25 protein-coding genes are annotated in these 26,787 nt (G+C 35.1%); 12 read left to right on the top strand and 13 right to left on the bottom strand.

Going from position 1 to position 26,787, the window contains the following annotated elements:
- Window position 1 precedes the first annotated feature (1 nt).
- Entirely contained in the window at window positions 2-790 is a 789-nt protein-coding gene (locus tag OOZ15_RS02990) for an RNA polymerase sigma factor (protein ID WP_265954230.1), read from the bottom strand.
- A gap of 408 nt (window positions 791-1,198) precedes the next feature.
- On the opposite strand from OOZ15_RS02990, the gene OOZ15_RS20410 reads away from it, so the two are divergent.
- Entirely contained in the window at window positions 1,199-1,441 is a 243-nt protein-coding gene (locus OOZ15_RS20410; protein WP_416337304.1) for a helix-turn-helix domain-containing protein, read from the top strand.
- A 650-nt stretch (window positions 1,442-2,091) separates the two neighbouring features.
- Here the strand turns inward: OOZ15_RS20410 and OOZ15_RS02995 are convergent.
- The 5 genes from OOZ15_RS02995 to OOZ15_RS03015 all read right to left on the bottom strand — a co-directional run bounded on the left by OOZ15_RS02995 (window position 2,092) and on the right by OOZ15_RS03015 (window position 8,883).
- The gene (locus OOZ15_RS02995) at window positions 2,092-3,726 is read right to left on the bottom strand and encodes a S8 family serine peptidase (protein WP_265954231.1); all 1,635 of its coding nucleotides are present in this window, start codon (window positions 3,724-3,726) and stop codon (window positions 2,092-2,094) included.
- A gap of 101 nt (window positions 3,727-3,827) precedes the next feature.
- On the bottom strand, window positions 3,828-3,989 hold the full coding sequence (locus tag OOZ15_RS03000; protein ID WP_265954232.1) for a hypothetical protein: 162 nt from the start codon (window positions 3,987-3,989) through the stop codon (window positions 3,828-3,830).
- A 96-nt stretch (window positions 3,990-4,085) separates the two neighbouring features.
- Window positions 4,086-5,801 (bottom strand): helix-turn-helix domain-containing protein, encoded by a 1,716-nt coding sequence (locus OOZ15_RS03005; RefSeq protein WP_265954233.1) that lies wholly within the window; start codon window positions 5,799-5,801, stop codon window positions 4,086-4,088.
- The gene (locus OOZ15_RS03010; protein WP_265954234.1) at window positions 5,792-6,661 is read right to left on the bottom strand and encodes a thiopeptide-type bacteriocin biosynthesis protein; all 870 of its coding nucleotides are present in this window, start codon (window positions 6,659-6,661) and stop codon (window positions 5,792-5,794) included. Before OOZ15_RS03010 ends, OOZ15_RS03005 begins: the two co-directional genes overlap by 10 nt.
- Window positions 6,658-8,883 (bottom strand): lantibiotic dehydratase family protein, encoded by a 2,226-nt coding sequence (locus OOZ15_RS03015; protein WP_265954235.1) that lies wholly within the window; start codon window positions 8,881-8,883, stop codon window positions 6,658-6,660. The genes OOZ15_RS03010 and OOZ15_RS03015 overlap by 4 nt, the downstream gene beginning before the upstream one ends.
- Before the next feature lie 239 nt (window positions 8,884-9,122).
- Between OOZ15_RS03015 and OOZ15_RS03020 the strand changes: the two genes are divergently transcribed.
- The 6 genes from OOZ15_RS03020 to OOZ15_RS03040 all read left to right on the top strand — a co-directional run bounded on the left by OOZ15_RS03020 (window position 9,123) and on the right by OOZ15_RS03040 (window position 14,329).
- A complete protein-coding gene (locus OOZ15_RS03020; protein ID WP_265954236.1) occupies window positions 9,123-10,289 on the top strand; it encodes an HlyD family secretion protein in 1,167 nt (388 codons plus the stop codon).
- A gap of 53 nt (window positions 10,290-10,342) precedes the next feature.
- Window positions 10,343-10,702 (top strand): HTH domain-containing protein, encoded by a 360-nt coding sequence (locus OOZ15_RS03025; protein ID WP_265954237.1) that lies wholly within the window; start codon window positions 10,343-10,345, stop codon window positions 10,700-10,702.
- Window positions 10,703-10,835: 133 nt separating this feature from the next.
- Window positions 10,836-10,997 (top strand): hypothetical protein, encoded by a 162-nt coding sequence (locus tag OOZ15_RS03030; protein WP_265954238.1) that lies wholly within the window; start codon window positions 10,836-10,838, stop codon window positions 10,995-10,997.
- 11 nt (window positions 10,998-11,008) lie between these two features.
- Window positions 11,009-11,173, top strand: coding sequence for a hypothetical protein (locus OOZ15_RS03035; protein WP_265954239.1), 165 nt, complete (start codon window positions 11,009-11,011; stop codon window positions 11,171-11,173).
- A gap of 61 nt (window positions 11,174-11,234) precedes the next feature.
- Window positions 11,235-11,717, top strand: a complete 483-nt coding sequence (locus OOZ15_RS20415) for a CPBP family glutamic-type intramembrane protease (protein ID WP_416337305.1) — start codon at window positions 11,235-11,237, stop codon at window positions 11,715-11,717.
- A 455-nt stretch (window positions 11,718-12,172) separates the two neighbouring features.
- Window positions 12,173-14,329, top strand: a complete 2,157-nt coding sequence (locus OOZ15_RS03040; protein ID WP_265954240.1) for a peptidase domain-containing ABC transporter — start codon at window positions 12,173-12,175, stop codon at window positions 14,327-14,329.
- A 347-nt stretch (window positions 14,330-14,676) separates the two neighbouring features.
- Here OOZ15_RS03040 and OOZ15_RS03045 read toward each other — a convergent pair whose 3' ends face one another.
- From OOZ15_RS03045 to OOZ15_RS03075, 7 genes are all read right to left on the bottom strand, one after another.
- A complete protein-coding gene (locus OOZ15_RS03045) occupies window positions 14,677-15,882 on the bottom strand; it encodes a site-specific integrase (protein WP_265954241.1) in 1,206 nt (401 codons plus the stop codon).
- 422 nt (window positions 15,883-16,304) lie between these two features.
- The gene (locus OOZ15_RS03050; protein ID WP_265954242.1) at window positions 16,305-16,988 is read right to left on the bottom strand and encodes a M15 family metallopeptidase; all 684 of its coding nucleotides are present in this window, start codon (window positions 16,986-16,988) and stop codon (window positions 16,305-16,307) included.
- Window positions 16,966-18,051: an alanine/ornithine racemase family PLP-dependent enzyme gene (locus OOZ15_RS03055; RefSeq protein WP_265954243.1), complete on the bottom strand. Its 1,086-nt coding sequence runs from the start codon at window positions 18,049-18,051 to the stop codon at window positions 16,966-16,968. The genes OOZ15_RS03050 and OOZ15_RS03055 overlap by 23 nt, the downstream gene beginning before the upstream one ends.
- Window positions 18,048-19,127: an N-acetyltransferase DgcN family protein gene (locus OOZ15_RS03060; RefSeq protein ID WP_265954244.1), complete on the bottom strand. Its 1,080-nt coding sequence runs from the start codon at window positions 19,125-19,127 to the stop codon at window positions 18,048-18,050. Before OOZ15_RS03060 ends, OOZ15_RS03055 begins: the two co-directional genes overlap by 4 nt.
- A 5-nt stretch (window positions 19,128-19,132) precedes the next feature.
- Window positions 19,133-19,351 (bottom strand): hypothetical protein, encoded by a 219-nt coding sequence (locus OOZ15_RS03065; protein WP_265954245.1) that lies wholly within the window; start codon window positions 19,349-19,351, stop codon window positions 19,133-19,135.
- A 31-nt stretch (window positions 19,352-19,382) separates the two neighbouring features.
- Window positions 19,383-19,715, bottom strand: a complete 333-nt coding sequence (locus OOZ15_RS03070; protein WP_265954246.1) for a cupin domain-containing protein — start codon at window positions 19,713-19,715, stop codon at window positions 19,383-19,385.
- A gap of 636 nt (window positions 19,716-20,351) precedes the next feature.
- The gene (locus OOZ15_RS03075) at window positions 20,352-20,912 is read right to left on the bottom strand and encodes a helix-turn-helix domain-containing protein (protein ID WP_265954247.1); all 561 of its coding nucleotides are present in this window, start codon (window positions 20,910-20,912) and stop codon (window positions 20,352-20,354) included.
- A gap of 454 nt (window positions 20,913-21,366) precedes the next feature.
- Between OOZ15_RS03075 and OOZ15_RS20240 the strand changes: the two genes are divergently transcribed.
- The 5 genes from OOZ15_RS20240 to OOZ15_RS03100 all read left to right on the top strand — a co-directional run bounded on the left by OOZ15_RS20240 (window position 21,367) and on the right by OOZ15_RS03100 (window position 26,774).
- Entirely contained in the window at window positions 21,367-21,492 is a 126-nt protein-coding gene (locus tag OOZ15_RS20240) for an Arm DNA-binding domain-containing protein (protein ID WP_265954538.1), read from the top strand.
- A gap of 837 nt (window positions 21,493-22,329) precedes the next feature.
- Complete coding sequence (locus tag OOZ15_RS03085) at window positions 22,330-25,452, top strand: non-ribosomal peptide synthetase family protein (RefSeq protein ID WP_265954248.1); 3,123 nt, start codon at window positions 22,330-22,332, stop codon at window positions 25,450-25,452.
- 25 nt (window positions 25,453-25,477) lie between these two features.
- Window positions 25,478-25,669, top strand: coding sequence for a hypothetical protein (locus OOZ15_RS03090; RefSeq protein WP_265954249.1), 192 nt, complete (start codon window positions 25,478-25,480; stop codon window positions 25,667-25,669).
- A 15-nt stretch (window positions 25,670-25,684) separates the two neighbouring features.
- Entirely contained in the window at window positions 25,685-25,954 is a 270-nt protein-coding gene (locus OOZ15_RS03095; RefSeq protein WP_265954250.1) for a thioredoxin family protein, read from the top strand.
- 28 nt (window positions 25,955-25,982) lie between these two features.
- The gene (locus OOZ15_RS03100) at window positions 25,983-26,774 is read left to right on the top strand and encodes a transporter (RefSeq protein WP_265954251.1); all 792 of its coding nucleotides are present in this window, start codon (window positions 25,983-25,985) and stop codon (window positions 26,772-26,774) included.
- The last annotated feature ends 13 nt before the right edge of the window (window positions 26,775-26,787 follow it).

Consider the following 26,787-nt stretch of genomic DNA (forward strand, 5'->3'; position numbering starts at 1 on the left):
ACTAAGCATATCCTAATTTTTCCTCTTGTTGTTCCTTCCACAACTTATAGGCAGCTACAAATTCTTTATGAACCTCTTTTTGGGACAGGTTCAGTACCTCGCCAATTAAAGCAAAAGAATACTTTTTGTTAAACCGTAACTCTATCACCCTTTCCTGTTCGTCAGTCATCATTTCAGGGGACTTTACATCTCTACTTGAACACATGTGATCATGTTTAAGTTTGTTTCCATGATGTATAATAGTTTTAATATCCTGAATGGCCTTTTTTACATCTTGGCTTGTTTGGGAAATACTTATTCCCATCACCTCTGCTATAGCCTTATACTGAAAACCATATTTTAAACAAAGCTCAATCAAATGTCTTCTTTCTGAACTCAATAAGGGTAATACTCTTTTTATTTGGTCAAATAGTTTTTGTTTCGACTGCTGATCCTTTAAATTCTCTTCATCATTTACAGGATCATAACCTACCATATAATCCTGGTAGTTTTCGTAATTCTCTAAAGAATTGACTTTCCTAAAGAACTTGTTTTTGGGTTTACTGAAGTAGAAAATACATTCCCTTTTCATCACAAATCTTAAGAAAAAGAAGATATGCTTTGGGGATTCGATACTTTTTCTATGTATCCATAATTTTAAAAAAGTATCCTGGACCAAGGTTTCTATCACAAATTCATCATCAAGCCATCGTTTCCCCACCCAAAAGATACTTTTACTGTATTGCGCATGGATTTGAACTAAAGCAGCGGGGTCACTGTTTTTTAATAATTTAAAATTACGGTGTGACATAACGAACTCATTTAAAGCGGTGGTAGCTTCCACCGGAATTAAATTTGATTAAATAGTTGAAGCGAGTTCTTATACTTTATAAAGAGAAGATAGCTTTGAAAATGGTTGAGAAGAATGCCCACTTATCCAAAAATAAAAAGGCGCAGAACTCAAATTACCGAACTGAGGTACTGGTATACCTTGGAAACGATAACAGAGCCCACGCCCGGGTCGTGAGCAAAGTTACTTATCATCTCGTTTCCATAAAAATTACCAGTTTTCAGTTCGAGATTCAAAGCAATTGCTTCTAATGTTTTTCTATAAGAAGAATCGCAAAAATATGTAATCTAAAACAAATATAGGAAAATATTTAAAATGCGAGCCACAGACCGCGTTTATTTCACCTGCATCATATTTATTTGTTTATTGATGGAATATAACAAAGCAATATATAATCATATAGAGCATCTCTGGAAAGCATCTGAACTATCAAAAAGAAGGTTTTCCATAAACCATAATATAGAAGAAAGTACTTTAAGAGATATACTTAAGAAAAAGAATTATCAAATATCGTTACCTACTATTTATAAAATTTGCGAGTCCAGAAATATTACTCCCTCTGAATTTTTCATAGAGGTTGAAAAATTTTCAAAAATTAAAGCTCGAAAATAAATTTGACAAGTGAAAGTTAGCCAATCCATAACGATTGGCTTATATAGTACTCCCTGTTCCTTGCCCATAAGCTTATTGAGCAATACTAAGCATGGCTCAAAGAGAAAGATGAAATTATAGCACTGCTTAAAAAGAAAAAATAGCCCCCTAATCTTTCCATAACCTTAACCCTATTCTTTGCGAGGACTACAGTTGCTTCTTAAATAGCCTTAATCACAAAATAAAGAGCGTTTGTTGTACTTGGTACTATCCCTGAGGATGTTGATCATTATCAATGGTTGTTTTGAGGTAAAGGTTTATAGCACCACTATAAAAAGGCTAAGAAGGAAGGAAAAAAAACCCTGACAAATATTAATAAAGGTATCAAGGTACTACCCATAAAACTCATGGAAAGCGATACGTTTGTTTCATGAGTTAATGCATTTTAAAAATCAACAAGATTGGTAGTTAAGTTAATGTATTTATAGTTAGTTAACAGTACGGGTCAGATATAGCCTGATACGTTTTTAAGATTCCCTCAAAACCGACACAACGCATTGGTTTTAAAGTGCCCCGCGTGTTGTGTTTTTGTTATTAAGATCGTTTTGAGAAAATAAAGCATAGTTTCTTTTGAATATAAATCATTCCTGTGTGGAAAAAACCGAAAAAAATTAATTATCATCTGATAAACTTTTAGCCATCAGCAGAGCATTATAAACATTCACTATTTTACCGGATTTGGAAAGCTGCTTAAAAGGAAGCAATCTTTTGGGATTGTCCTTACTAGGGACACTCACATCAATATTGTATTCTACCCCTGAATTCATAATAATTCTTTTGACTTGTGCGGCTGACAAATCTGGGTATTGCGAAAAAATTATACCAGCAATACCGGAAACAACTGCAGAAGATAAGGAAGTGCCGCTATCCTCTTTGTACTTGTTGTTTGGAATAGCAGCTTTTATAAGATGGCCAGGAGCAAAAACATCGACATCATGTTGTCCATAATTAGAAAAATAAGCTAATAAATCAGGATCTATTGTATTTGTTGTTGCGCCAACCAATATATAGTTGTTAGACACCTCGGTTTCATCATTTAAATTATCATTAGGGTAATAATCCGTTATCTCACTCAAATTCAACCTGCTGTTGCCAGCGGAAGAAACTATCAATACATTGTTGTCTTCAGCATATTTTATTGCATCCAACACCCATTGCTTATGTAATGATAATTCCTTGCCAAAACTCATGTTAATGACTTTCGCTCCATTGTCAACAGCATATTTGATTCCTAAAGCGATATCCTTATCATGTTCATTTCCGTTGGAAGAAATACTTACCGGCATAATAAGGCAATTTTCACACACACCTTTTAAGCTATCAGTCTGAGCAGCAATTATCGAAGCTACCTCTGTCCCGTGATACAATTCGCCAATATGACCATTCACAATAGGTGTACCATAAGAAATGTCATTTATATCATCTGGATTGTCTCCTAAAATATCACGATCAAAATAATCTGGGTTTAACGATTTATTCAAATCACCTTCAACCGTTTTCCTCAAATCATCTATCCATTCTTTTGAGAGATCATACTTTATATAATCACTCATGTAATATATTAGTTTAGCAAGTTCCTCATCTTTTTCTTTATAAATATCATATAAGCTGTCTAATTGGTCGGTTGTATAATCTTCCTTCGGAAAAAATTTAAGCAAAGCTTTTTTACTTTTTGGATATGTATCGGTAAGGAAATTAACATAATCCATATCTGACTGAGCTGACTCCTTCGCTTCTTCATATTTCTTTAAAGCCTTTTTGTATAGTTCCTTATTTACAAGTCCATTAAGGGAATCCTTTTTGTAAGCCCTGATAATCCGTAAAGATTCATTATTGGGATATATGATATTTTCTCCCTTGGCATTTCCGATGAAATTCCATCCATTTATATCGTCTATATAACCATTCGCATCATCATCTTTACCATTGCCGGGGATTTCCTTCTTATTTTGCCATATGTTTCTTTTTAGGCTCTCATGATTGATGTCTATCTCCGTATCTATAACAGCTATAATAATTGGGTTCTTTGGGGGCGTTATCAATTCATCATTAATGGCTCTATCTAGACTTATACCAGGAACAGAATCAAGTTTAATATCTTCAAGAATCCAATTATTTAGATTATTATCATCAGGTTTAGTATTAGAAAAATAAGTAAACTCAACTGATTGAAGTTGTTTTTTATCGCTACATGAAAAAAACCAAATTGTATTTAATAATAGTAAAGAAATATATAGACGGTTCATTAAAACTTTTTTGTATAAAGTGAAAAAGGGAAGGACAAAGGATTAGCACCTTTGTAATCCCCTCAATTAAAATTACTCAAGTATATCGTGTATTATGTTTATTATACCTCTGTGGGCCTTGAAGTGATTGTTTTTGTTTTACCTATTACGGTTTCTCCTTGATCGTCTCCATCAAATGAAAGATTACCACCATTTATATGTTGTGGATTATCTAATTTAGAAATTTGAAATTTCTCCAGTTTAAGTTTTGATTGCTTCTTCATAAAGTTTAGTTTTTTTAATTAAATACTCGGTTAAATGTAAAAGATTTTAAAATAATATCAGAGAGGAACTTTTATTTAATGGTCGTCATTTATAAATCACGACTTAATTTTATCTTTTTCTAGTTGCTTAATAAAATAGGAAGGATATATCCCGTGAGTATCATAAAACCTCTTAGAGTACGTTTCTGCACTCCTAAAGCCACATTCCTTTGCAATGGCTTTAATAGTATATTTCCTAAAATTACTTTCATGGTTTAATTTAGAAACAGAATATGAAATTCTCAGGTCGTTGATATAATCCGTGAAACTATGCCCTTTAATATGATTGATTACTTTTGATAGATAAGTTGAATTTGAATTCAATTCCCGGGCTAAACTGTTCAATGTTATTCGAGGGTCTGTAAATTTATTTTCAGCTTCAAAATCATTTAATTTATTTATTATAGAGTCTACAATATTTTTTGGCAACCCATGTCCGTCATCTATTTTATTTTTTTTGCTCGATCCAAATGTTTTTTTACTCTGTTCAGCTATTCCGTTTTTTTCCAAAAGTAATTGGTATCTTGACTTATATGTTTTCATTTTTCTTATTTCTCTGAATAATATTATAACAATTAGAGCTATTAAAAAAACAAGAAAGTATGTAGTTTTTGAATATCCGTCATACAAACTTTGTAAATCATTAATCAACTGATTTTTTTCCTGAATAATCTTTGGCGTATCATAATCTTTATCAATCCTTCTGCTCAAATATTGATAATTACTTGAAATTATACTATCAGCCTTTAGTAATTGATTAAGGTATCTTAATTGCGATGTCTTATCATCCTTTTTTTGATAATACAAGATTAAAGCCTCATAAGTATTCCTTAAATCAGGGTGTAAATCACCAATTTCAGAAAAAATAGAATCTATTTTTAAAAAGTAATTAATCCCTATACTCTCATCGGTTAATCTTATATGTGACATCCCTAAATAATAATACGCTTCGGAAAGATTAGGAATATCATTTTTATTTTTTAAAAACTCTAATGTTTTATGCAAACTATCAATAGAGGCTTCATAGTTTTTTTGCTTGTAAGCTGCAAGTCCCTCATTGAAAATAAAATATTGCCTGTAATTATTGTTCCCGAGCATTTTAGTTTCAATTAAACCTTTCTTATTAAAGATTCGAGAGGAATCTAACTTTCCGGTTCTTAAGTATCCATCAGACAATGCAAACAGCCCCATTAAATAGTATTCTGAATTATATGAGTCGGACTTTTTATCAGAGTAAAACTTGTATACATTTTTAAATATGGCCAAAGCCTCATCATAATGTCCTAATCTACTTTTAAGCAATCCTATTCTGTAATTAATAGAAACTTCCTTAGATCTATAGTTTTGTTCATCCTTGATTATACTATTTTTAGCGTTAAGATAGTTGTCAATTGACTTTTTGAAATCTCTTATAGCAAAGGACTCATCAGCCTTTATAAGATATCCAAGAAAAGGGTAAAACGAGTTGTGTATATGCTTTTCTTTAGAGAAAGTTATTATGCTATCAGCATATTTTAACTTGAGTTTTGATTCACTTACTTCTGCTATAAAATAATAGCCATTGAGTACTTTAGCAGGATCTTCATTTGATTCAGCTCTTTTTAAATAGGCATTGGCATATTTGATTGCAATAGTAGGATTGCTTTCAGTCGAATAGAATAGATCAACTAGCGCATCTTCACTGATTTGATCTAAAGAATCAATCTTTTTTTGAGCATGACTCTTTATGATTGTAAAAAATAATAACGTTGATATGTAAATGATTATTCGCATAATAAGGCCTTTTGACTATTTAAATACTTGGATAAAAAAAAGTAGCATATAAATTCATGTAATCTTTGATTTTTCCGAAACGCCCTGTTAACACTCATATGAACTATACTAGCAGTATATATGTGGTCTTTTTCTTTTTTATGTTTATATATATCATCAATACATGGTTTTATGCTTATTGAACGGTTCTGAATAAGTTCCTCCATTCGATAAAACTCTTGATTTTGAGGTATTTCACCCATGATTTGATTCAATATAGCACGATGTTCTCTATAAGATCGACTTAATTGCTTAATAGCATCTTTATTGGCATTAAACTCTTGCTTAAAATTATGTAATCCTTGATCTACAAATTTTATTTTATCATTAATATCAAATTTAAAAGACTCGAGTATAGAGTTAATACTTTTTATAATAAACAGGGTGAAAAGTTCTTGATTTTTAAATATATGAAGAGCTCTTATCATCATTAAGCTATCGTGAAAAAATAAAGATTCTGTTTGAGTAATTACTTTTCCCCCATAACGTTCAAGCTCTCTTACATAGGTATCCATTGCTATGTTATAAATCAACTTTTTTTCCATGCAGGCTTTAAAATAGTTTTGTGTGATCTGCATGGTTTTTGAAATAGCATGGAAGTTTCTTGCTTTTAGCCGGATACGAAGGTGATGTTCAGGGTCATTATACCTGATGAAAAACCATTTTTTAATTAAATTTTCCTTAATTAACTGTTCGGTCATTTGTGAAATATATTCCTCCAAAACAATATCAGCCATTCGGTTTCCTGTATATAACTTGTAGTAAAGCCATTCTTCTCCTGGCAAATAGTAACGCTTATTTATTTTTAAAGAAGAATTCATTTGTAAAAGCTTTTATAAAAACATAAAACCATTTGGTTGGAATAATATTCATTATTGTGATTTTTTACCACTCCTTTGTTATGAAAAAGAAACTCTTCCAAGACAAAACTCCGCTTCCTTTTTATAGTTTGTAAGAGCATCTCAATACAGTCATTATTATTAAGGTTGAGTGTTAATGTATTATCACCATCTATCAATTGTACCCAATCAGGGATTTGATAATCTTCTCGCCATGTTTTGAGTTTATCTTTCAAGCTCATGTGACCTTTATCATCATCAATAATTTTTTTAAAGTCCGAAACATCGATTTTCCATATAGCTTTTGCTAGGATAAAGTCTCTATAGACAACTCTGGGAAGGAAATAGTATATTTCAGAGAGTGCCCCCCAATCAAAGCCTATACTTTGTCGTTTACTTTGTAAACCAACCTCACATAAAAATTGATATATTGGAAGAGAGCTATTTTTATAATTATGTGCATTGGTTAAATAAGGCAACACTTCCTTGTTTAGTTTTTTGGAACGAAGTATAATTCTATTGTCTTTTACAGAGATCAATAAATCTGTGACTGGTATTTGCTGCTCTAGATTTAAATTGGAATTGGCTAAATATGGAATCTCATATTTTCTTAATTTAGGGCGTAGTATTACATTTCCAGTGCGTTCCTCGGGAAGATGTATAATTTCAGCTACAATTTTATCGGTATTAAGGGATTCTTCCTTCTTAGATATTTCATTAATTAGGCTATGAACCTCAGAATTACCGTGATAAAATCTACTCATTAATTTGGCTGCGCTACTCCCAAAAATAGAGTTAACATACATCATTTCCTTGTTGTCAATTAACAATAATTCTGCTAAACAGCTCATGGTGTCAGGAAGATTATTCCAGTTTGGATTTAAATCCGGGAAGTCATTATCTTCCAGTTCCACAATAAATGGAGTTTTCTTATGGTGCTGTATTTTTTTATTTAAAACCTGTGTTATGGTATCCCAATGTAATTTTTTATTGGAAAGTTTTTTATTTGGGATGATGACTTGATCAATTAAATATGTTTGATTTGAATTCAAATTGACATGTTGGTATCCAATACCCATCTCAGTGTCTAACGCTTCTGTTAACGGAACTTCTTCCCCTTCATATCTATTCAGAAACCTGGTTTTAAACTTGCTCAAGTCGGTAGACGATGTATGCAGAGTGATTTTATTCAAGAAGCACAGCACATCTCTTAATTTCCTTTTCCAATTATGATTTAGGTGAGTTGTGGTCATTTTAGGAAACATATCCGTTTGAAGAAGGTGCTTTTTTGTATAGGGGATACCTATACCATCTGCAAGACTGATTATTTTGTCATATTTTTCAATGGAATTCCCAAGAGATTTATCTAACAAACCGATCTGCTTTTGAAGCTTTCCTAAGTTTTTGTCTAATTTTTTTCCGGCTTTTCCTGTGTTTATTAATTTAAATAACTTTAAATGATATGGAATTCCAGAAAGTGTTGGCTCATATTCGGAGGTGATAATTTGGTTATCAATTAGCTCATCTATAAAATTGCAGGATTCTAAATTATTAAACCCTTGTCTTGTCAAGATTTCTACAAACTCTGATATCCGCACCCCTTTTTCAGCTTCTTGAAGCAATAGATCTAAACATTTAAATGCTTTAACTCCTTCAAGACTATATTTCCTTCCATTATCATTGCTTATATACTGAATATACCGATAGTGATCTCCAACTTTATACAAAGTATTATTGGGATACCATCGGATATTATTTTTAATATTGGGTAGTTTCAACACATATCTATAGATGTTTGTTACATAGTCCATATCCAATCGTGTTTTCCTGTTGAAACTTTCATATTTGTCGATGTTCAAACACGTTTCATGGGAGTACCCGCCAACCGTACAACCTGCAAATAACCCAAAAGGGGTGCATCTGGAAGACATGCGAGATAAGTATTTCAAAAAGGAAATTTTAATTCTTTTTTGCTTTTTGGAATCTGTAATTTTTCCTTCTTTCCAAAAAATTATTTGTTGATATAAATCAGGAGATGCAAGATAAATGGATTCATTTATGATCTTATCATTAAAAAGGCTGATTAATTTCTTTTTATGAATACTTTCTATTGATGTTAAATCACGAAAAAAGACTATCGGTAATAAGGGGATTCTTAGTAAAAAAGAATTATAACATTGGTATTTAGTTGTAGATGGGGGCAAAAGGAATAGGTTTAAGTATAAATGAAAAAGTTAAATATTATATAGAATATAATGCTAAAATAAACATTATAATTGGAATTAAAAAACTGTTAATTTATAAAACAAGACTCTTCTTTTATAAATCCCGACTACAAACATTTGGATAACACCTATAATCTGAGGAAATTCACGTTGTCATAAAATATGTATGCTGAAAAGCGGTAAAACTATTTTATCCTCCACATAGCAATGATTGAATTATGAAACAACTATTCCCCAAAGAAGTTATTGAAAGTACATCAATAGCACATGCATTTAAACATAGAACAAGAAGTAAAATAGTATATGGAATAATATTGATAAGTATACTGACTGCTTTGATTTTACTCCCATTTATACATGTCACAGTCTATACTTCAGCAAGAGGAATCATAAAACCTGATAAGGAAAGGGTAGCTGTAAATACCATCAATTCAGGAAAAGTAGTATATGCCAATATACAGCCCAACAAACAGGTGGTTAAAGGCGATACACTTTTAGTCATAGATAATGCCGTTATAGACGAGAAGATCGATCTTGCAACATATCAGATTGAAACCTTAAAAGAACAACAATCCGATTTAAATTATCTGATCAGATCTAATAATATCAGACTAAATGAGATAACCTCACCTAAATACCAAAGAGAAGTCATTCAATATAGAGAAAAGAGAAATGAGCTACAGACCCGGTTGAAAAAAACAAAAATAGACTATCAGCGTAATAAAACATTGTATGACAAAGGAGTAATAGCTCAAGCTGAATTTGAAGAGGTTCAACTTCAATATGATTTATCGGTAAATAGCCTATATCAACATAAGAAACAGCAACTGAATACTTGGCAGGCCAACTTGACCGAGATTGAAAATCGGCTTGAAGAAATTGAAAATAGTAAAAAGCAACTCTCAGAAAACAAGAAATTGTATGTAATCACGGCCCCAATAAATGGGGTGTTAATGAATACACAGGGCATTGAACCGGGAAGTTATCTGCAAGCCGGCATGGGAATAGCCGAAATTTCACCAATGTCTGATTTGCTGGCAGAATGTTATGTGTCCCCGGTAGATATAGGGATGATAAAACCCGAAAACGAAATAAACTTTCAGATAGATGCCTTCAACTATAACCAATGGGGATTGGCTACCGGTAAAATAATCGAAATGGGTAAAGATATTGAGGTTATAGACAATCAAGCTGTTTTTAAGATACGGTGTAAATTGGCTGAACCCTATTTGGAATTAAAGAACGGGGTCAAAGGGACATTGAGTAAAGGGATGACCTTTAACGCCCGTTTCCAACTGACCGAACGAACTTTATATCAATTGTTATACGACAAATTGGACGATTGGCTGAACCCTTCCTTAAAAGAAAATAAAGAGAACATATAATGATATTGACCAACCAAAACTAAATTAAGATTAATACCAAACTATATTATGTTATGAAAAATGTGAAAAATTTGGAACGTCTACAACAACTCCACATGCTTATTGAAAACGAAAATACCGGAACGCCAAAAGAGCTTGCTGAACACATGAATATCAGTGAACGTAAGATACACCAACTTATAGGGGAGTTAAAAGACCTAGATGCAGAGATTTGCTACAGCCGAAGCAGGAAAACATATTATTATTGTGATGATTTTAAGCTGATGATAAACATTTCTGTTACGGTGTTAAGCAACAATGAAATAACAGAACTATACGGTGGAAGTTATTTTTTAAAGAAAAAACCTTCCCTGCAAGGTTTGTGCAGTGAACGCGATTATATTAGCCACAACAAAACAAAGATATGCGCATAACATACTGAACTTGTTTCAGTATCTTTTAAAAGGCGGTGCACAGCCTGATAAAAGTTGTTTTGTTGAATGCTGCCCCGAAACATAGGGGATGCAGCATCTTATAAATAATTGTTTAACTTTAAATTTTAATAAAATGAAAAATTTAGAAAATTATGGTGTTCTGGAATTGGATGCTATTGAGGCCTCTCAAGTTGATGGGGGAGGTAAACTTGCAGAATGGCTAGGATATGTAATTGGAGCCATGGTCGGAAATGGTCCTACATATGCGGAACAAACAAATAGAGCATTTACTTAAATCAAGAGACTATGGATATTTTAAATTATAATGTAAAGGAATTAAAATCTTCTGAAATCGAAGAATTACAGGGAGGTTTTTGGAAAGAAGCCATTGGAGCGGTCATATGGATTGTTGATAATTGGGATGATATTGAGGCTGGATATCATCAGGGTTTTAATGATTATGCTAATTAACATAGGCTAATTTTACAAGAAACTACCTTAATAAATTAGGGTAGTTTCGCTATGCGTAGAGATGAGATTTCTTTTAAGGATAAGCAAATTCAAATTTATTTTATATTCTATAACCTTATGTTTATTAGCGAATGTGCTATTATCAAAGGTTATTTTATTATATAACGAAAATTCATTTGATGTACAACAATCTGAAGAAGGAAGTATAATTTTTAGATTTATTGTAATTATAATATTAGCACCTCTTTTAGAAACGTTATTATATCAATTTATAATCATCGAGGCAGGGATTTTTCTTTTTAATAAAAAAAAGAAAACTTTAATGATAATTATTTTGATTTCATCAATTATGTTTGGACTATCACATTGCTATAATCTTAGTTATATAATTCTAGGTGTATCAGCAGGGATTATATTGTCTTTATTATATGTTCTTTGTAAGCTTAGAAAAGATATTTCCCCATTCTTTTTTGTTTTTATTGTTCACTCTTTTGTGAATTTTACTGTATATTTAGTGAATAATATTTTCAGTATAGATATTTAAAATATATATAAAATAATGATAAAATCATACTACATAAGTATTTTAATTGGTTTTTTATTTTTGTTAGATTTTGTTGATGGATTGTTTCTTCAACAAGAATCTTATAAAATTTTAGGGTTCATAGTTGTAAATTCTAAGATTATTTATCTATTATATAAATTTGCAATAGCTTCAAGTTTGATTTTCTTAGGTTTTAGGGAGCGTAGGCAAAATAAATATGATTGAAATTTATAATTTGCAACCATTCTATATTTTTTATCCTCTTAACTAATCCTTGCTCTTCCAAGTCTCCTAACTTTGGAGAATTTAACCAAAGAATAACAATGGTTATCAACCTCCGTTTTTTTATCCTCTCTACTTTGGAGAAATCAACAATAATAAAGTTAGGATTAAAATTACTTCCCTGCACTTTTTTTGCAGTGAACGCTACTACATTGCCAAACAAAAAGTAATCAATGGCAAAAATCACCATAAAACAACATGATATTACCGATTGTGGTGCAGCTTGTTTGGCTTCTATTGCTGCTCACCATCAATTACAACTTCCTATTGCACGTATAAGGCAATATGCAGGCACCGATAAAAAAGGCACCAATGTTTTGGGGTTGTTGGAAGCTGCCCAAAAATTGGGTTTTGAAGCCAAAGGGGTTCGTGGCGATTTTGAGAGCCTCTTTAAAATCCCAAAACCTGCGATTGCCCATGTGGTTGTTAAAGAAGTGCTTCAGCATTATGTAGTTATCTACGAAGTCACCAAAACCCATGTTAAAATCATGGATCCTGGAGATGGGAAAATGCACAAGAAAACCCATGATGAGTTTAAAAAAATGTGGACTGGGGTTTTGGTGCTGTTATTGCCTCAAGAGAATTTTACCACCGGGAATGAAAAAGTTTCTGTTTTAAAGCGTTTTTGGTTCTTGCTCAAGCCACATAAATTTGTATTGCTTCAGGCATTGATAGGGGCTGTTGTATATACCCTTTTAGGTTTTTCCACTTCGATCTATATCCAAAAAATAACAGATTATGTGTTAGTAGACGGCAACAGGAACTTACTCAACTTGTTAAGTGTTGCTATGATTGTTCTGTTGGTGCTCCAAATTATAATTGGGGTGTACAAAGATGTGTTTTTGATCAAATCAGGGCAGCAAATAGACGCCCGGCTTATCCTTGGATATTATAAACACCTTTTAAAACTGCCTCAACAATTTTTTGACACCATGCGGGTAGGGGAAATCATTTCCCGGATAAACGATGCGGTTAAAATCAGGACCTTTATCAACGGGGTCTCCTTAAATTTAACAGTAAACATTCTTATTCTGGTATTTTCCTTCGGAATTATGTTTACCTATTATTGGAAATTGGCATTGATCATGTTGGCCATCATTCCTCTTTATGCACTGGTCTATTTCGTTATTAACAAACTCAATAAAAAAACGGAGCGTAAAATCATGGAACGTTCTGCCGACTTGGAAAGCCAGTTGGTTGAATCTTTAAATGCTGTGGGTACTATAAAACGTTTTGGACTCGAAGATTTTGCTAACATAAAAACAGAAATCCGTTTTATCAACCTTTTAAAAACCGGGTATAAATCAGCTTTAAACAGTGTTTTTTCCGGTGGTAGCACCAATTTTATCGCACAATTGTTTACGGTTATTTTGTTGTGGACGGGTTCGGGTTATGTAATCGACAGGCAGATTACTCCCGGGGAATTATTGTCTTTTTATGCTATCATTGGTTATTTCACCGGACCGGTAGCAAGCCTTATCAATGCGAATAAGCAAATACAGAATGCATTGATTGCAGCCGATAGGCTGTTTGAAATTATGGATCTGGAACGTGAAGAAACAGAAAACAAAATTCAATTAAGGAAAGAACATATTGGCGATATCACTTTTAAAAATGTGGCTTTTAGATATGGAACCCGTGTTGAGGTATTTAAAGATTTCAATTTGGTAATCCCAAAAAGTAAGATTACAGCCATAGTGGGGGAGAGTGGTTCGGGCAAATCGACACTTATTTCATTATTGCAAAATATTTATCCGCTACATGGAGGGAATATTTTTATGAACGACGTGGACTTAAAACACATTGATAATGATAGCCTCCGGAATTTTGTTGCTGTAGTGCCTCAAAAAATAGACCTCTTTGCGGGTAATGTAATAGAAAATATAGCTATTGGTGTTTTCAACCCGGATATGGAACGGATCATGAATATCTGTAAGGACATAGGGATATTGGAATTTATCGAATCATTACCTAACGGATTCAATACATATTTGGGTGAAAACGGGGCCACATTATCAGGAGGACAGAAACAGCGTATTGCCATTGCCCGAGCTTTATACAAACAACCAGAAGTATTGGTTTTAGACGAAGCCACTTCGTCATTAGATACACGCTCTGAAAGTTATACCCAAAAAACAATCAATACACTAAGGGATCAAGAGAAGACAATTGTCATAATAGCCCACCGACTCAGTACAGTCATAAATGCGGATAAAATTGTAGTGCTCGATAAAGGGGAAGTGATTGAAGAGGGAACTCATCAAGAATTATACGAATCTAAAAACAGCTATTACCAGTTATGGCAACAACAAATGCCTATTTTAAATTAACCACACCTTCACAAAATTCAAGGAAAATAAAACTAGGTCAAAAAGTTAATGTTAACGTGAATAATGTTTAGGCAACCCATGATGGCAACAGACTGGGCTAAAATTCTAGATGATGAAGAACTGGCAAGGGTATTTTATGAAATTTTGTCACCAAAATAGGTGCCAAAAAATCGAAAACCCCTGCAAAATCAACGTTTTACAGGAGTTTTGTGCACTCGAGGCGGGAAATATCAAGATTAACACCTCATGCTTACATGGTATTTAGGCAAAATACCCGTCTTAAACTAATCTTGATAGAAAAAGGAACAATTGAACTATAAATATTTTTAAAATGAGATTGCCATTTTTCAAAGCAGTAACTCACAGGCTTCATCCAAAACAGAGCTATCAAGCTCTTTTAAATATACCTGTGTAATAGATACATTTTGATGTCCCATGGATTCGCTGATCACATCTGTTGCTACACCCTTTTGCTTTAAACAATTGGCAAAGGTATGACGAGCAACATAACTAGTAATAGGTTTTTCAATTTTACATATTTTAGCAATTTCTTTTAGGTCTTTATTGTATTTTTTTAGGGTCTTGGATTTTCGGTTTTCTATTTGGCTAGGCGTCATATTGTCCTTTAATAAAATAGGGAACACATATTGAGTCTTGTTTACTTGACAATAATAATCCAATATTTCACGGACAGGTGGTAAAATCTTAATAGTGAATTTACCTTTTGTCTTTGAACGTATATAGAAGATCTTATCACCTGAAATATTAGACCATCTAAGTTTCATCATATCTGCAAAATTCATCCCCCGGGTATAGAAACTAAACAGAAAATAATTCCGAGTATCGATTAAATCAGGGTGTTTTGAAATATCCATATTGATGATACGTTGAATTTCATCAATGTTAAGAGCCTTCTTGATTCCTTTTCCCTTTAATTTGGAAATCTTATAGCTATTGAACGGATAATAACTTCGCTTTACAACCTTTCTTTCAATAGCCATATTATACAAGGCCCTAATTGCCCGCATACGCACGCCTATACCCCCGTCAGTACCGCCCCTTGATCTTAAGAATACTTCGTATTTGTTTAGAAAGGTCGGAGTAATTTCTTGAAAAAAAAGTGAAGTAGAATTGAGGAATAATTTTACTGAATTATAAGTGTCCCTATTAGCTCTTGCATTACCTGTTCTTCCGGCTGTAATCATTTCATTAATAATCTCATTCCAAAAGCTAAAAACACTCAGCTTAACAGGATTTGATTCTACCCTGAACTGCCTTTCAAAGTCTTCTAAGGTGAAATGGTCTTTTTCAATTTCAAGGTCGGAATATGTTTTTAATGCCCTTGCTTTTATTTTTAATAACAGCCTATTACTCTGGATGTAATTATTATAACCCTTATTGAATGTCCCAGTAGCATTATCCCAATGTTTAGGCAACGCATTATAAATAGTTTTGAAGTATTTTGTTTTTCTATCTTTGGTAACCCTTAGGCAAACAGGATATGTGCCATCAGTGAGTTTCTTTTTGCGTAAAACAGTTTTAATACTTGCCATAATCTTAGGTTTGGGTACAACATAGGTACAACAAATCATCGATTAAAGGTAGTCTTTTTGCAAATTGAAGCAAAATATTTTCATGTAATATATTGATAATCAATACAAAAGAAAATAAATACCTTTAAATGAAAACTGTAATTTGCTGACTGTTAATCAGAGGGTCCTTGGTTCGAGCCCAAGAGGGGGAGCATAACAACAGAAAGCCATTCAAGAAATTGAGTGGCTTTCTGTTTTCTTCAGGTTAAACAATCCATGTTTTATTTTTACTATCTGCGGCAGTTGTCAAAATTTCTTTGACAACTGAATTCTATAAGATTGCCAAATTGTTGAAAGTTTTGTATCCCAATACGCGAGTAAGTCATGATAAGCTTGGGGATGTTACCGCTAATTAATAAAATTTTCGCTTTTCAATTAGTTCACTAACCCACCGCAGGTATTGGTCCATAAATAGCATATTCCTTTTCTTTTTCAATTGCCCAAATAGCATTTCCATAATCAAAATGCCAATATTCTTTCAAATCACATACAAAATCTTCACCCTCAAATAAACCGATAAGTAATGCCCGGTTCTTCTTTGCTTCAGCACTAATTTCTGGATAGTAGGGATAACACTTTTTTGAAAGATCTATCTCCAGCCCATCGTTTGTTCCAAAATCCATCACACAATTTCCTTTAATGTCATAGATCAAGGCATCTATTGCACCCCCCGTAGCGTGCATGGATTTTGTCGGGGGAGCAATGAAGTAACTTATTCTCTCTTTGATTTCAACGTCTGACTTTTCAGGATGTTTTTTCAGATAGTATGCAAATTTAGAGTCCCATAAAAGTTTTTGATGTTCAAAAGATCTCCAAGCGGAACGAATGATCAAAATTTTATTTTGATTGTACAACTCCTTACTGATTCGGCCTATTTTTGCCAAGATATCCTCCCTAATAAGGTAATTATAGTCTTTCGAAATCGAAGGTTCAAAAATCAAATTAAAATTTGAATCCATCAAACTCACTAAAGGTTCATGGTTTTCCCGAATCCAAATGGAGGGCACTAAAAGTTTATTCCTACTATCTTTTGTCTCAACTGCTTCACAGTATACTTGTACATTCATGAAAATTGATTGTGTTTTTTGAGATATACGGGGAGTGTAACGCTCTTAATAAAGCTCCATAATTCAGGTCGAATTCTACGGTATCTCCCACATTTAAATTTGCTTTGGTGTTATCCACTACCACGTGGTCACTACTTGCACCCAATACTCTTATATTCTGTTTTGGAGTAATTCCTGAAACAATAATGTCTTGCATTCCAATGGCTAAAACGGCTCTATCCATCAAACCATTATCTGCAAACTCCGGGATTTGACCATTGGCATTTTGAGATACTTCACCATAGGGTTTAGAAGGTTTTCGTTTTGATTCAATAACTTCGGCCACCAAGGTAAAAATATCAGTAAAGAGTCCCGGTATAGGTATTCTGCAAAGTGCTTCCCTGCCCAAAAAAATAGATTCGCCTAATCGTAGGTTATTTATTCTTCCCACATCTTTTGAAGCCTGGAACCAATTGTAATTTGCGGAATTTCCGCCAGAGACCATAATCAAGGTAATTTTAAATTTTTCTTCTAAACGGGTAGTCATTGAAGATAATTTATTCATTTTGTCTGCATCAGGATTTATTCCTCCGAAGCATGCGAGATTTGTTCCTATACCTATCAAGGATATGCCTTTTAAATTGAGTACTTCTTTTACGATGGTATTCATTTCTGAGGGCATGATGCCTTCCCGCAAGTCTCCTAGTTCTACCATAAGTATGACTTTATGCACGACATGGTTATTCAAAGCGCATTTTGATAATTCTTGAAGAACTATCAGTTCTGAATTTAGGCTAATGTGTGTATGATTGACAACATCTTCTACCTGACTCAGCGCAGGTGTTCTAAGCAACATAAATTGTGCCCGTATACCCGCTTTACGCATTTTAAGAATATTTTTTATTCTAGAGTCCGCAAGAATTTCGATACCGTTTTGCACTAAGATGTTAGCAATAATTGGATCTCCTCCGATTACCTTGGTAACCCCAATGATTTTAATTCCTTTGGAGCCATATAGCACTTTCAGTTGTCGGACATTATGGGCTATCTTGTTAAAATCTATATCTACCCTGGGAAGAATCAAACCAGCACCGACCTTCTCATTAACTCGGGAAATGCTTTGAATAATGCCTTTACCAGTTTATCGCATCCATGTTTTAAGACATCAGTAACGGGTAGATCATATTCTGTTTCATACTGCTCAATAGTATGATTCACTTCAACATCCGTCATATTCTCATGATTGATGGTAATGGCAATTACCTTTGACTTGGAAAATACTTCAAGCATTTGGATTTCATCTTCTAACGGCAACATTGAAATTTTGGGATAATCACAATAACTTTTTCGTTTTGGAGGATGCTGTATAATAATTGCATCAGGCATCGCCCCTCGGATAATAGCACTTGAAGAAGTAAATGCAGGATGGCTAAGAGCTCCTTGGCCTTCTACTACAATGATATCCGGTTCCTCCTTCTCACAAGCATTTAGAATGGCGTTTTCAACTTCCCCAGTGGCGAAACCTGATGTTAAAACATCAATTGCTGCTCCGTATTTAGAGCCCTGGAGTATACCGGTCTGACCAGTCGTTACGAAGACGGCGTTCAAGCCTTCATTTCGTAAAGCTTCCACCAAAAGTAGTGCAGAAGTTCGTTTGCCAACCGCGCAATCGGTTCCCATTACGGTAATTATCGGAATTTTTACATCCTGTATACGTCCCGTAAAGTTGTGGAGATTTTCGCGTGCCGGTGGCTTCCTTATATCGTTAATAGTTACCCCGTATTTGAGGGCTATACTGGTGTACTGCGGGTTATCGTTGAAAAATTCAGGAAGACCGTTAACGATGTTCATCCCGCTTTTCATAGCGGTAAAAATAATTTCTTTTTGTTCATCGTTTAAAAATGAAGCAAGCGGGGCAATACCATAAATAAAATATTTCGGAATACTGCTTAATTCCTTTATAGCATGCTTTATACTTTCGAAAATGGGGATTGTGTTTTTGACACCATCAAGATACTCGCCTGCATCTTTCCCTGCTTTGGAACTATCTATGATTCCAACAATAGTATAAGTTTCCGATTGGCGAATAAGTCCGTTAGCTACTTTACCGTCTATATTCCCAAATTCATTTTCGCAATAAACCAATGCATTAGTTTTCATAAATTTTATTTTTTTAAGTTTTCTGAATCAGTTAAATTACCTTCGTAAGGCTTCAGTTCCCTGTCAAAATAAGCTAGTTCTTTTGCGGTAGGGTCGTCATTTTCAATGGTGCAGTAATAAATTCTTCGGGCATATAATCTTACAACAAGCATTACCGAAGGCCTTACTTTGGCGCAGACAGTATCTCCTATTTTAAACCTATTTTCCATTGTATTTTTTTCCATAGAATGTTTTTTTATCGTTAAAGCAAACAAACTATTTGCTTTTTATGGTTGTGCAAATCATCTTGAACTTATGATTCGCCTCAATTGAACTGGTAGTATAAGCTGGAATAAGAATGAAATCTCCACTGTGCATAAATGTGGAATTATTATTTATCACAACTTCTGCTCTTCCTTCGATAATATGGATAAACTGTGTAAAAGGGGATTTTTTCTGTGGCAATACCTTACCGAAATCAAATGCAAATACCTGTATGACACAGGCTTTTTCAACTTTTATGTTTTTTACCACTATGGCATTAGAGCTAAACTCTATTACATCCGCCAAGTTGAATGTGATGGACTCCTCAAATTCAGCATTCTTCAAGGTTTTTTTAACTTCTATTCCGCTCTGTTTTTTGCATCCCGCTTTGCCCTTTTAGCTGCTTTCTTTTCTTTAGGAGTTGCTGAGGGTGCTGTTTTTCCTGATTTCTGTTTTCCTTCTTTTTCTTTGGACATCGTGTTTATTTTTTTGGTTAAATTTCTCCTACTTTCTTATATTAATACCGTCAGAATTCCAGTGGTCATTAGAACGTGTTATTAAAAAGATTTTACATTGCATAAAAAAAAGAGCAGTCTTTTTTAGTTCCTGCTCTTTTTTGGCTTTCGAAAAAGTTTGAAAGCATTTATCAATTAATGAACTAAATTAAATTTTCTTTTTATAGTATGTATTGGGTTGTGTTTTATAACCTTGTTCTTTACTATTTTTTGATTTTGAGGAAATTGGGTTTTAAGTTTTTCTCAAATCCCATCTCCTTAGAGCTTTGTGAGTTTCCATTATCAAATATTGATCTAAGGAAATCGCTCAATTTTTTACTTATTCTATAACCCAAATTATTCTTTTCAAATATGTCCATATGTATTCTGTTGTTTATGACGATCTTACTTAAAATTAAGTAGCATGCAAAGGTGAGGCAGAATTACGGTAAATTTGATACATAAGTATTCATAAACATTACATATATCACAGATTTTCTAGATTTCGCTTTCTTTTTACCTGTAGTTTTTTATAAAAAGAAGGGGTGAGACCTGTTATTTTTTTAAATTGATTAGACAGGTGTGCCGAACTACTATAATGCAATTTATAGGCAATCTCACTTATATTAAGTTCGTCATATAATAGCAATTCTTTTACCTTCTCAATTTTATGTTCAATAATATAATGCTGTATAGTGATTCCTTTCACTTCAGAAAAAGTATTGGCCAGATAGGTATAGTCATAACCTAATTTTTCGCTTATATATCCAGAATAATTAACTTTTGGAATTTCATCGGTGTAATGAATCATTTCTATAATTACATTCTTTATCCTTTCAATCAGAATGCTTCTTTTGTCATCCAATAATTCGAGTCCGGACTTAAGTAGGTTATTTCTAAGTTGAATTCGTTTTTCCTCGGTAATGTCTTCCCAGATTTCCACCATACCAAGGTCTAATAGAACATAGTTCAATCCTAACTTTTTTAGTTCTTCCTTTACCAGCATTTTACAACGCAGACTAACCATATATTTGATATATAATTTCATTCGTTTGTTTTCTTGGTCATATTTGAATTGTGATTTTTCTGGTTCACGAATAGTAATGGGGTACTTTAATCGAAAACTTTAAAGTGTTTGTAACTGAACGCCCCACACCTAAGCGATGAATTATTGTGTAAGTTTCCCCTAGTTAGAACTGTGTGATTGGATAAAAATATCATTTTTATTAATATCATGACCGCTAGCGGTCATGATATTTTCTTTTGCACAAGCTACGCATAAAGCTTTATGAGGACGGCATGATTGTAATCGTACATCCAAATTTGTGTTTGCTCCCTTGCTTGGTCCAGGTCATCAAATATATCTGTTACATATTATTCCTTTTAAAGGGTTTCATACGAGGTTGCAACCAATTCTTCTTTGGGTTGCATATTATTTCACTGGAAATCAATTTAATAAATCTTTTAAATGAAAACTTACACATTAAAAAATACTATTCCTTATTTCTGCAACCCGTAAAAATAAAAAAGGGGAAACTCCTTTAATATACAGAATAACTTACGAAGGGAAAAGAAAACAATTTGCTACAGGATTATTTATTAATCCAGACCATTGGCATAGTAAATAGCAGAAAGTCAAACCCCCCAATGAGAAAATAACAATACCCCCCTTTTTTGCAAGTCCAGTCAAAAATGGAATATGACTTTAAGCATAGTCAATATGGTTAGTTTCCTTTATAGCTCACATACTCCTTGGTCTCAATTATAATCCTTAATATTTTGGAAATAGATTGATCTTCAACCAAATAAGATTATTAAAATGATGCCTTTACATTGATATTTAATAATAAATTAAGATATATCTGTGTTTATAAATAAGAAATTTCTTATATTTAACATAATTCCCCCCTTGTATTTCATCCTATTATTGGCGCTCCTTTACTGCTCACCTTATGGGCTGTTGTTTTTTCATTCTATCAGTTTTAACCCCATTGTAGCAAGTAAAATGTATCTCAAGGATTACCTAAGGAAAGTATTTCGCTTTCCTCTCACAAGTACCCGACAAAAGAGAATGAACAATGCTTGGAAAGGCTTTCATCTGTGTCCTTACAAAGAGAATGGCGTTATCCGTGATAATTACAGGAAGATTCTTAAAGTACGTATCATTGCTATGCAGGCTCCCTATAAAAGCTATAGCTCCATTATTGTTCACTCTTCGACACTGCTCACAACGATAACATGTACATATATCCGAAGAAGTTATCCAGAAAAGTTTGGAGAGGCACAAGACCGTTCCCTTGCTATCCCAAATGAAGGGATAGATATGAATCGGAAATACTCAACATTGCTCCAATCCTCCAAAAAATTTGCAAGTCAACATCGCAGAGTATCTCTGTAATGCCCAACAAATATCAGTATTGTATGATAATTCAAATCCATATATAAACTCTAAAAACCATATTCATATGTCAACAAATTATCCACATGAAACACCTGGGAACATATCCTCAGGGAACGGATTGTCCTCAGACGGCGAAAACAAGATCACGCACCTGTTCAATGACACCTCATGGAACGGTTTCAATCCACGGGAGACCCTTGTGTCCCTTTTCAAAAAACAGGTAAGTCTGACTCCAAACAATATCGGGGTGGTCTTCAAGGAAGAAAAACTAACCTATAAAGATCTGGACATGAAAAGTGATCGACTTGCCAGTCACTTGACCATTAAAGGAGTGGGCAACGGTGATCTGGTGCCGGTTTGGATGGAACGGTCCTTGGACTGGTTCATTGCCATTCTGGGAATCTTAAAAACTGGTGCTGCCTATGTGCCCATCGACCCACATAATCCCTTGAAACGGGCATCACATATAATTAGGGATATTAATGCAGACATTGTCCTTACAAGCAAGGCATTGGGCGATCAACTATCCGGTGAAAAATACAAGATCCTACTCTTAGACGATATAGGGGATGCTACACACCATATACCATATTCCCCTCAAACCTTGATAAACCCTGATACCTTAGCCTATGTTATATACACATCTGGATCTACCGGAAAGCCCAAAGGAGTCATGGTGACCCATTCGGCCATACAGCACCTCATAGCATGGCACAACGATCGCTTTAGGGTGAATGGACAATCCAAGCTGACACAAATAGCCGGACAGGCCTTTGATATCTCGGTTTGGGAAATGTGGTCAGCCTTGTTGTCCGGAGCCTCATTATACGTAGCCGAGGATTGGGAAAGGATCGATGTAAAGGCACTGTGGGAGTTTTTTCTTAAGGACCAGATCACCCACGGATTTGTCCCTACTGTACTGGCACCTACCTTCGTTGAGCACAGTAAGCGGGAAAAGAGCTCTTTTCTCAAATATTTGTTTACTGCCGGGGAACAGTTAAAACCTGTCCACACATTGGATCTCACCTATGAACTTGTAGATTATTACGGACCTACAGAATGTACGATTTTCGCTACATACAATATGGTAAAAGAAGAAAATGGAAAGTTCGTCCCTTCCATCGGGAGGCCTATTGCCAATACTCAGGCCTATATTCTGGATGACCAACAGAAGGTCTTGCCCCTAGGCTCAGTTGGGGAGCTCTGTATCAGCGGTGTTGGTCTGGCATCAGGGTACTTGAACGACAAAGCACTGACCAAGGAAAAATTTACCGACCACCCCTTTTTACCCGGTAAAAATCTCTATCGGACAGGGGATCTGGCCTACTGGATGCCGGATGGTCGCATACGGTTCATGGGAAGGCAAGATCGCCAGGTCAAGATTAGGGGATTCAGGATAGAACTTGGAGAAATAGAACGGTGCCTACTCGATATTTCCGGCATAGCAAATGCCGTGGTCATCACCAAAAGAAATAAAAGTGGGAACCAGTATCTGATTGCTTTTATAGTCGCCAGTACTACAGGTTCTTTACTTGGCAGGGATCGGATTCGGAACCTGCTCAGGGAGGAATTGCCAGAATATATGGTTCCGGCCCATTTTGTGGAGCTACAAGAAATACCTCTTACCGAGAACGGAAAGACGGATAGGGAATTGTTGACCAAGCTAATTACCGAGCATCCACAGGATATCCAATTGAACGTCCCGCCCTCCAATGATATGGAACGGTCCATAGTAAAGATATGGTGTGAGGCTCTTGAGCTTTCAGCTGTGAACGTTTCCGATGATTTTTTTGATATCGGGGGAGATTCCATCCTCGTGGCTTTTGTGATTACGGCCATTGAGGAGAGGCTTGGGGTGAAGGCATATGTAAGGGATATCTACCAGCATAAGACCATACAACAGTTGGCGAAGGTGTTCACTGACAGAAAGAAGGGGGGAGAGACCTTACTTCTGGAAGAAGATATGGAGCCTTACATTGAACTACAGAACGATGTTGGCCTAGGCACGGACATAGCCATTTCCAATGACTTTGACGAAAGGAAACTTGCCAATCCCACATCCATTCTGCTTACCGGAGCCACCGGTTTTGTGGGCATCCACCTATTGCTCGACCTGTTGAGGAATCATCCCGATACAATCATCTATTGTCTGACCCGAGCCCACGATGAAGTACATGCCATGGAAAAGATCGCATATGCCTTTTCTCGTTACAACCTGAAACCACTGAACAAAGAAAAGACCCGTATCATTGCCGTGCCCGGTGATTTTTCCAAAAAGAACCTTGGACTTGATGGGAAAACATTCGATACCCTTGCTAGGATCATTGATGTTATTTACCATTCAGGGAGTTCCGTCAACTTCATTGAACCATACTCTCATATGAAATCGCCTAATGTGGACGGTCTGAAAAACATTATTCGGTTGGCAACAGCAAACAGGACCAAGTGCCTCGTGCTATTGTCCACTATTTCCGTATACAGTTGGGGACATGTCTTTACCCGCAAAAAGGTGATGAGGGAGAACGATGACATTGCTCAGAACTTGGAGGCTGTGAGCAGGGATATTGGCTATGTAAGGAGCAAATGGGTTATGGAAGCTATTGCAGATCTGGCAGCAAGCCAAGGCTTGCCCGTTATCACTTACCGTTTGGGATATGCCATGTGCCATAGTGCAACGGGTGCCTGTGCTCCTTACCAATGGTGGGCCGGATTGGTCAAGACCTGCATCGAGAATGGACACTACCCAAAGCTCGAAGAGCTCAGGGAGGGGCTCATTACTGTGGATTATATGACCCAGACCATTGTTCATATTTCCAAGAATCCAAAAGCATTGGGGGAAAAATTCAACTTGATCGCCACACCTGAAAAGAACCTTACTCTGGTGGACTTTTTCCAATTATTGAACCAGTATTATGGTTTTGGCCTAAAACCTTTACCTTATCAGGAGTGGAGAAAATTATGGGAGGACGACAGTGGTAACCATCTGTACCCACTGACCAGCCTATTCAAGGACAATATGTACAAGGGACTTTCCACAGTGGAACTATACCAACATACGTATGTCTGGGATTGTCAGAATGTAACCGATTTCCTAAAAGGCTCAGGAATCCAGGAACCTGTGTTCAACAGCTCCCTTCTGGATAAATATTTACAATATCTCAATCTCGTTTCCGCAACCTCACCATGATAAGTATAAACAACGCTATCAATGAGTGAAAAGAGAAGATCAAAAAATTCAAATTGGGACTCTCTTAGGTTTTCAGGAGCTTAATAACAACAAGCCATTCAAGAAATTGAGTGGCTTTTTTGTTTTCTACAGATTACAACCCTGTCCAGTTTTAAAAAAACCTGAAAAAGATTTGCATACCCCTCCCCCCTCAGTCATAGCTTTGTTTCAGGTTTAATTGATATATGAAGTTATGAAACGCCAGATAGAAATTTTTACGGCAGGTTGTCCAGTATGTGAACCCGTGGTTCAACAAATAAAAAATCTTATTTGTGAAAATTGTAAATTAACTATCTATAACCTGACAGAACAGCATGAAGACAAGGCTTGCATGGATAAGATAAAGCAATACAACATCCATCGTTTGCCTTCTGTGGTGGTTAATGGTGAACTGTTGGCCTGTTGTAAAAACAACCGGATATCAAAAGATGATTTAATAGCAGCCGGTATTGGGCAAGGCTAAACCCTCCTGAAAAAGAAAAGGTTAAATTATGGAACTCATAAAACATATAAAGCTCTTTGTCATTGGTGCAGTTAGTTTGCTGTCCATTCACAGTACATGGGCACAGGGACCTCCTGTTTTTACCGACACCCCCATTATGCTCGGATTGGAAGGGGGAGGTATCCGTACCTTTGGCAATATCATCTCTAAAGAAAATGCCAATGCATACATGCAGGTGTTGGCCGTGCCTTATAATATCAACCAGAAGTGGCAGATTGGAGCCATTGCTCCTTATGTATCCATTTCACCCAATGGAATGGAAAACCGTTCGGGCATTGGCGATGTAAAGGTTTTTACCAAATATCAGCTGTTTCAAAAAGACGGGAAAGGAAAAACATGGCGGGGTTTGATAAAACTTACCGAAACATTTCCCACAGGAAATTCATCTGAAGTTCCAGCCCTAGGGACAGGAGCTTATCAGACTACGGTAAGCCTTGTTCATGGTTACATCACTACAGCTTATGGAATTTATGGAGAGCTGGGTTATAATTTCACCGGTGAAGGATTACCGGACAATTTAATATACAATCTGGCATTAGGTGTTCCGTTGTTACCACAACAATATCCGCCTAAACAACTCAATTTATACCTGGAATTTAATGGGAACCTCGTGTTTGACGACGTAGGGAATAATTTATTTCTCTCTCCTGGTATTCAATATATAGCCGGAAGAAGACTACTGTTTGAATCCGGGATACAATTCCCCTTGGACGATTCCGCCCCAAGCGGACAAAAAAATAATCATATCTTAAGGATAGGTGCCCGGTTATTAATCTTTTAGCCCACTAAGTGTG

Source organism: Galbibacter kalidii, from assembly GCF_026241135.1.
In the GTDB taxonomy this organism is placed as follows: domain Bacteria; phylum Bacteroidota; class Bacteroidia; order Flavobacteriales; family Flavobacteriaceae; genus Galbibacter.

Bases quoted from the DNA above. Each gene is read 5' to 3' on its own strand.
- OOZ15_RS02990 (WP_265954230.1), bottom strand. From the start codon at position 790: ATGTCACACCGTAATTTTAAATTATTAAAAAACAGTGACCCCGCTGCT.
- OOZ15_RS20410 (WP_416337304.1), top strand. From the start codon at position 1,199: ATGGAATATAACAAAGCAATATATAATCATATAGAGCATCTCTGGAAA.
- OOZ15_RS02995 (WP_265954231.1), bottom strand. From the start codon at position 3,726: ATGAACCGTCTATATATTTCTTTACTATTATTAAATACAATTTGGTTT.
- OOZ15_RS03000 (WP_265954232.1), bottom strand. From the start codon at position 3,989: ATGAAGAAGCAATCAAAACTTAAACTGGAGAAATTTCAAATTTCTAAA.
- OOZ15_RS03005 (WP_265954233.1), bottom strand. From the start codon at position 5,801: ATGCGAATAATCATTTACATATCAACGTTATTATTTTTTACAATCATA.
- OOZ15_RS03010 (WP_265954234.1), bottom strand. From the start codon at position 6,661: ATGAATTCTTCTTTAAAAATAAATAAGCGTTACTATTTGCCAGGAGAA.
- OOZ15_RS03020 (WP_265954236.1), top strand. From the start codon at position 9,123: ATGAAACAACTATTCCCCAAAGAAGTTATTGAAAGTACATCAATAGCA.
- OOZ15_RS03025 (WP_265954237.1), top strand. From the start codon at position 10,343: ATGAAAAATGTGAAAAATTTGGAACGTCTACAACAACTCCACATGCTT.
- OOZ15_RS03030 (WP_265954238.1), top strand. From the start codon at position 10,836: ATGAAAAATTTAGAAAATTATGGTGTTCTGGAATTGGATGCTATTGAG.
- OOZ15_RS03035 (WP_265954239.1), top strand. From the start codon at position 11,009: ATGGATATTTTAAATTATAATGTAAAGGAATTAAAATCTTCTGAAATC.
- OOZ15_RS20415 (WP_416337305.1), top strand. From the start codon at position 11,235: ATGAGATTTCTTTTAAGGATAAGCAAATTCAAATTTATTTTATATTCT.
- OOZ15_RS03040 (WP_265954240.1), top strand. From the start codon at position 12,173: ATGGCAAAAATCACCATAAAACAACATGATATTACCGATTGTGGTGCA.
- OOZ15_RS03045 (WP_265954241.1), bottom strand. From the start codon at position 15,882: ATGGCAAGTATTAAAACTGTTTTACGCAAAAAGAAACTCACTGATGGC.
- OOZ15_RS03050 (WP_265954242.1), bottom strand. From the start codon at position 16,988: ATGAATGTACAAGTATACTGTGAAGCAGTTGAGACAAAAGATAGTAGG.
- OOZ15_RS03060 (WP_265954244.1), bottom strand. From the start codon at position 19,127: ATGAAAACTAATGCATTGGTTTATTGCGAAAATGAATTTGGGAATATA.
- OOZ15_RS03065 (WP_265954245.1), bottom strand. From the start codon at position 19,351: ATGGAAAAAAATACAATGGAAAATAGGTTTAAAATAGGAGATACTGTC.
- OOZ15_RS03075 (WP_265954247.1), bottom strand. From the start codon at position 20,912: ATGAAATTATATATCAAATATATGGTTAGTCTGCGTTGTAAAATGCTG.
- OOZ15_RS03085 (WP_265954248.1), top strand. From the start codon at position 22,330: ATGTCAACAAATTATCCACATGAAACACCTGGGAACATATCCTCAGGG.
- OOZ15_RS03095 (WP_265954250.1), top strand. From the start codon at position 25,685: ATGAAACGCCAGATAGAAATTTTTACGGCAGGTTGTCCAGTATGTGAA.
- OOZ15_RS03100 (WP_265954251.1), top strand. From the start codon at position 25,983: ATGGAACTCATAAAACATATAAAGCTCTTTGTCATTGGTGCAGTTAGT.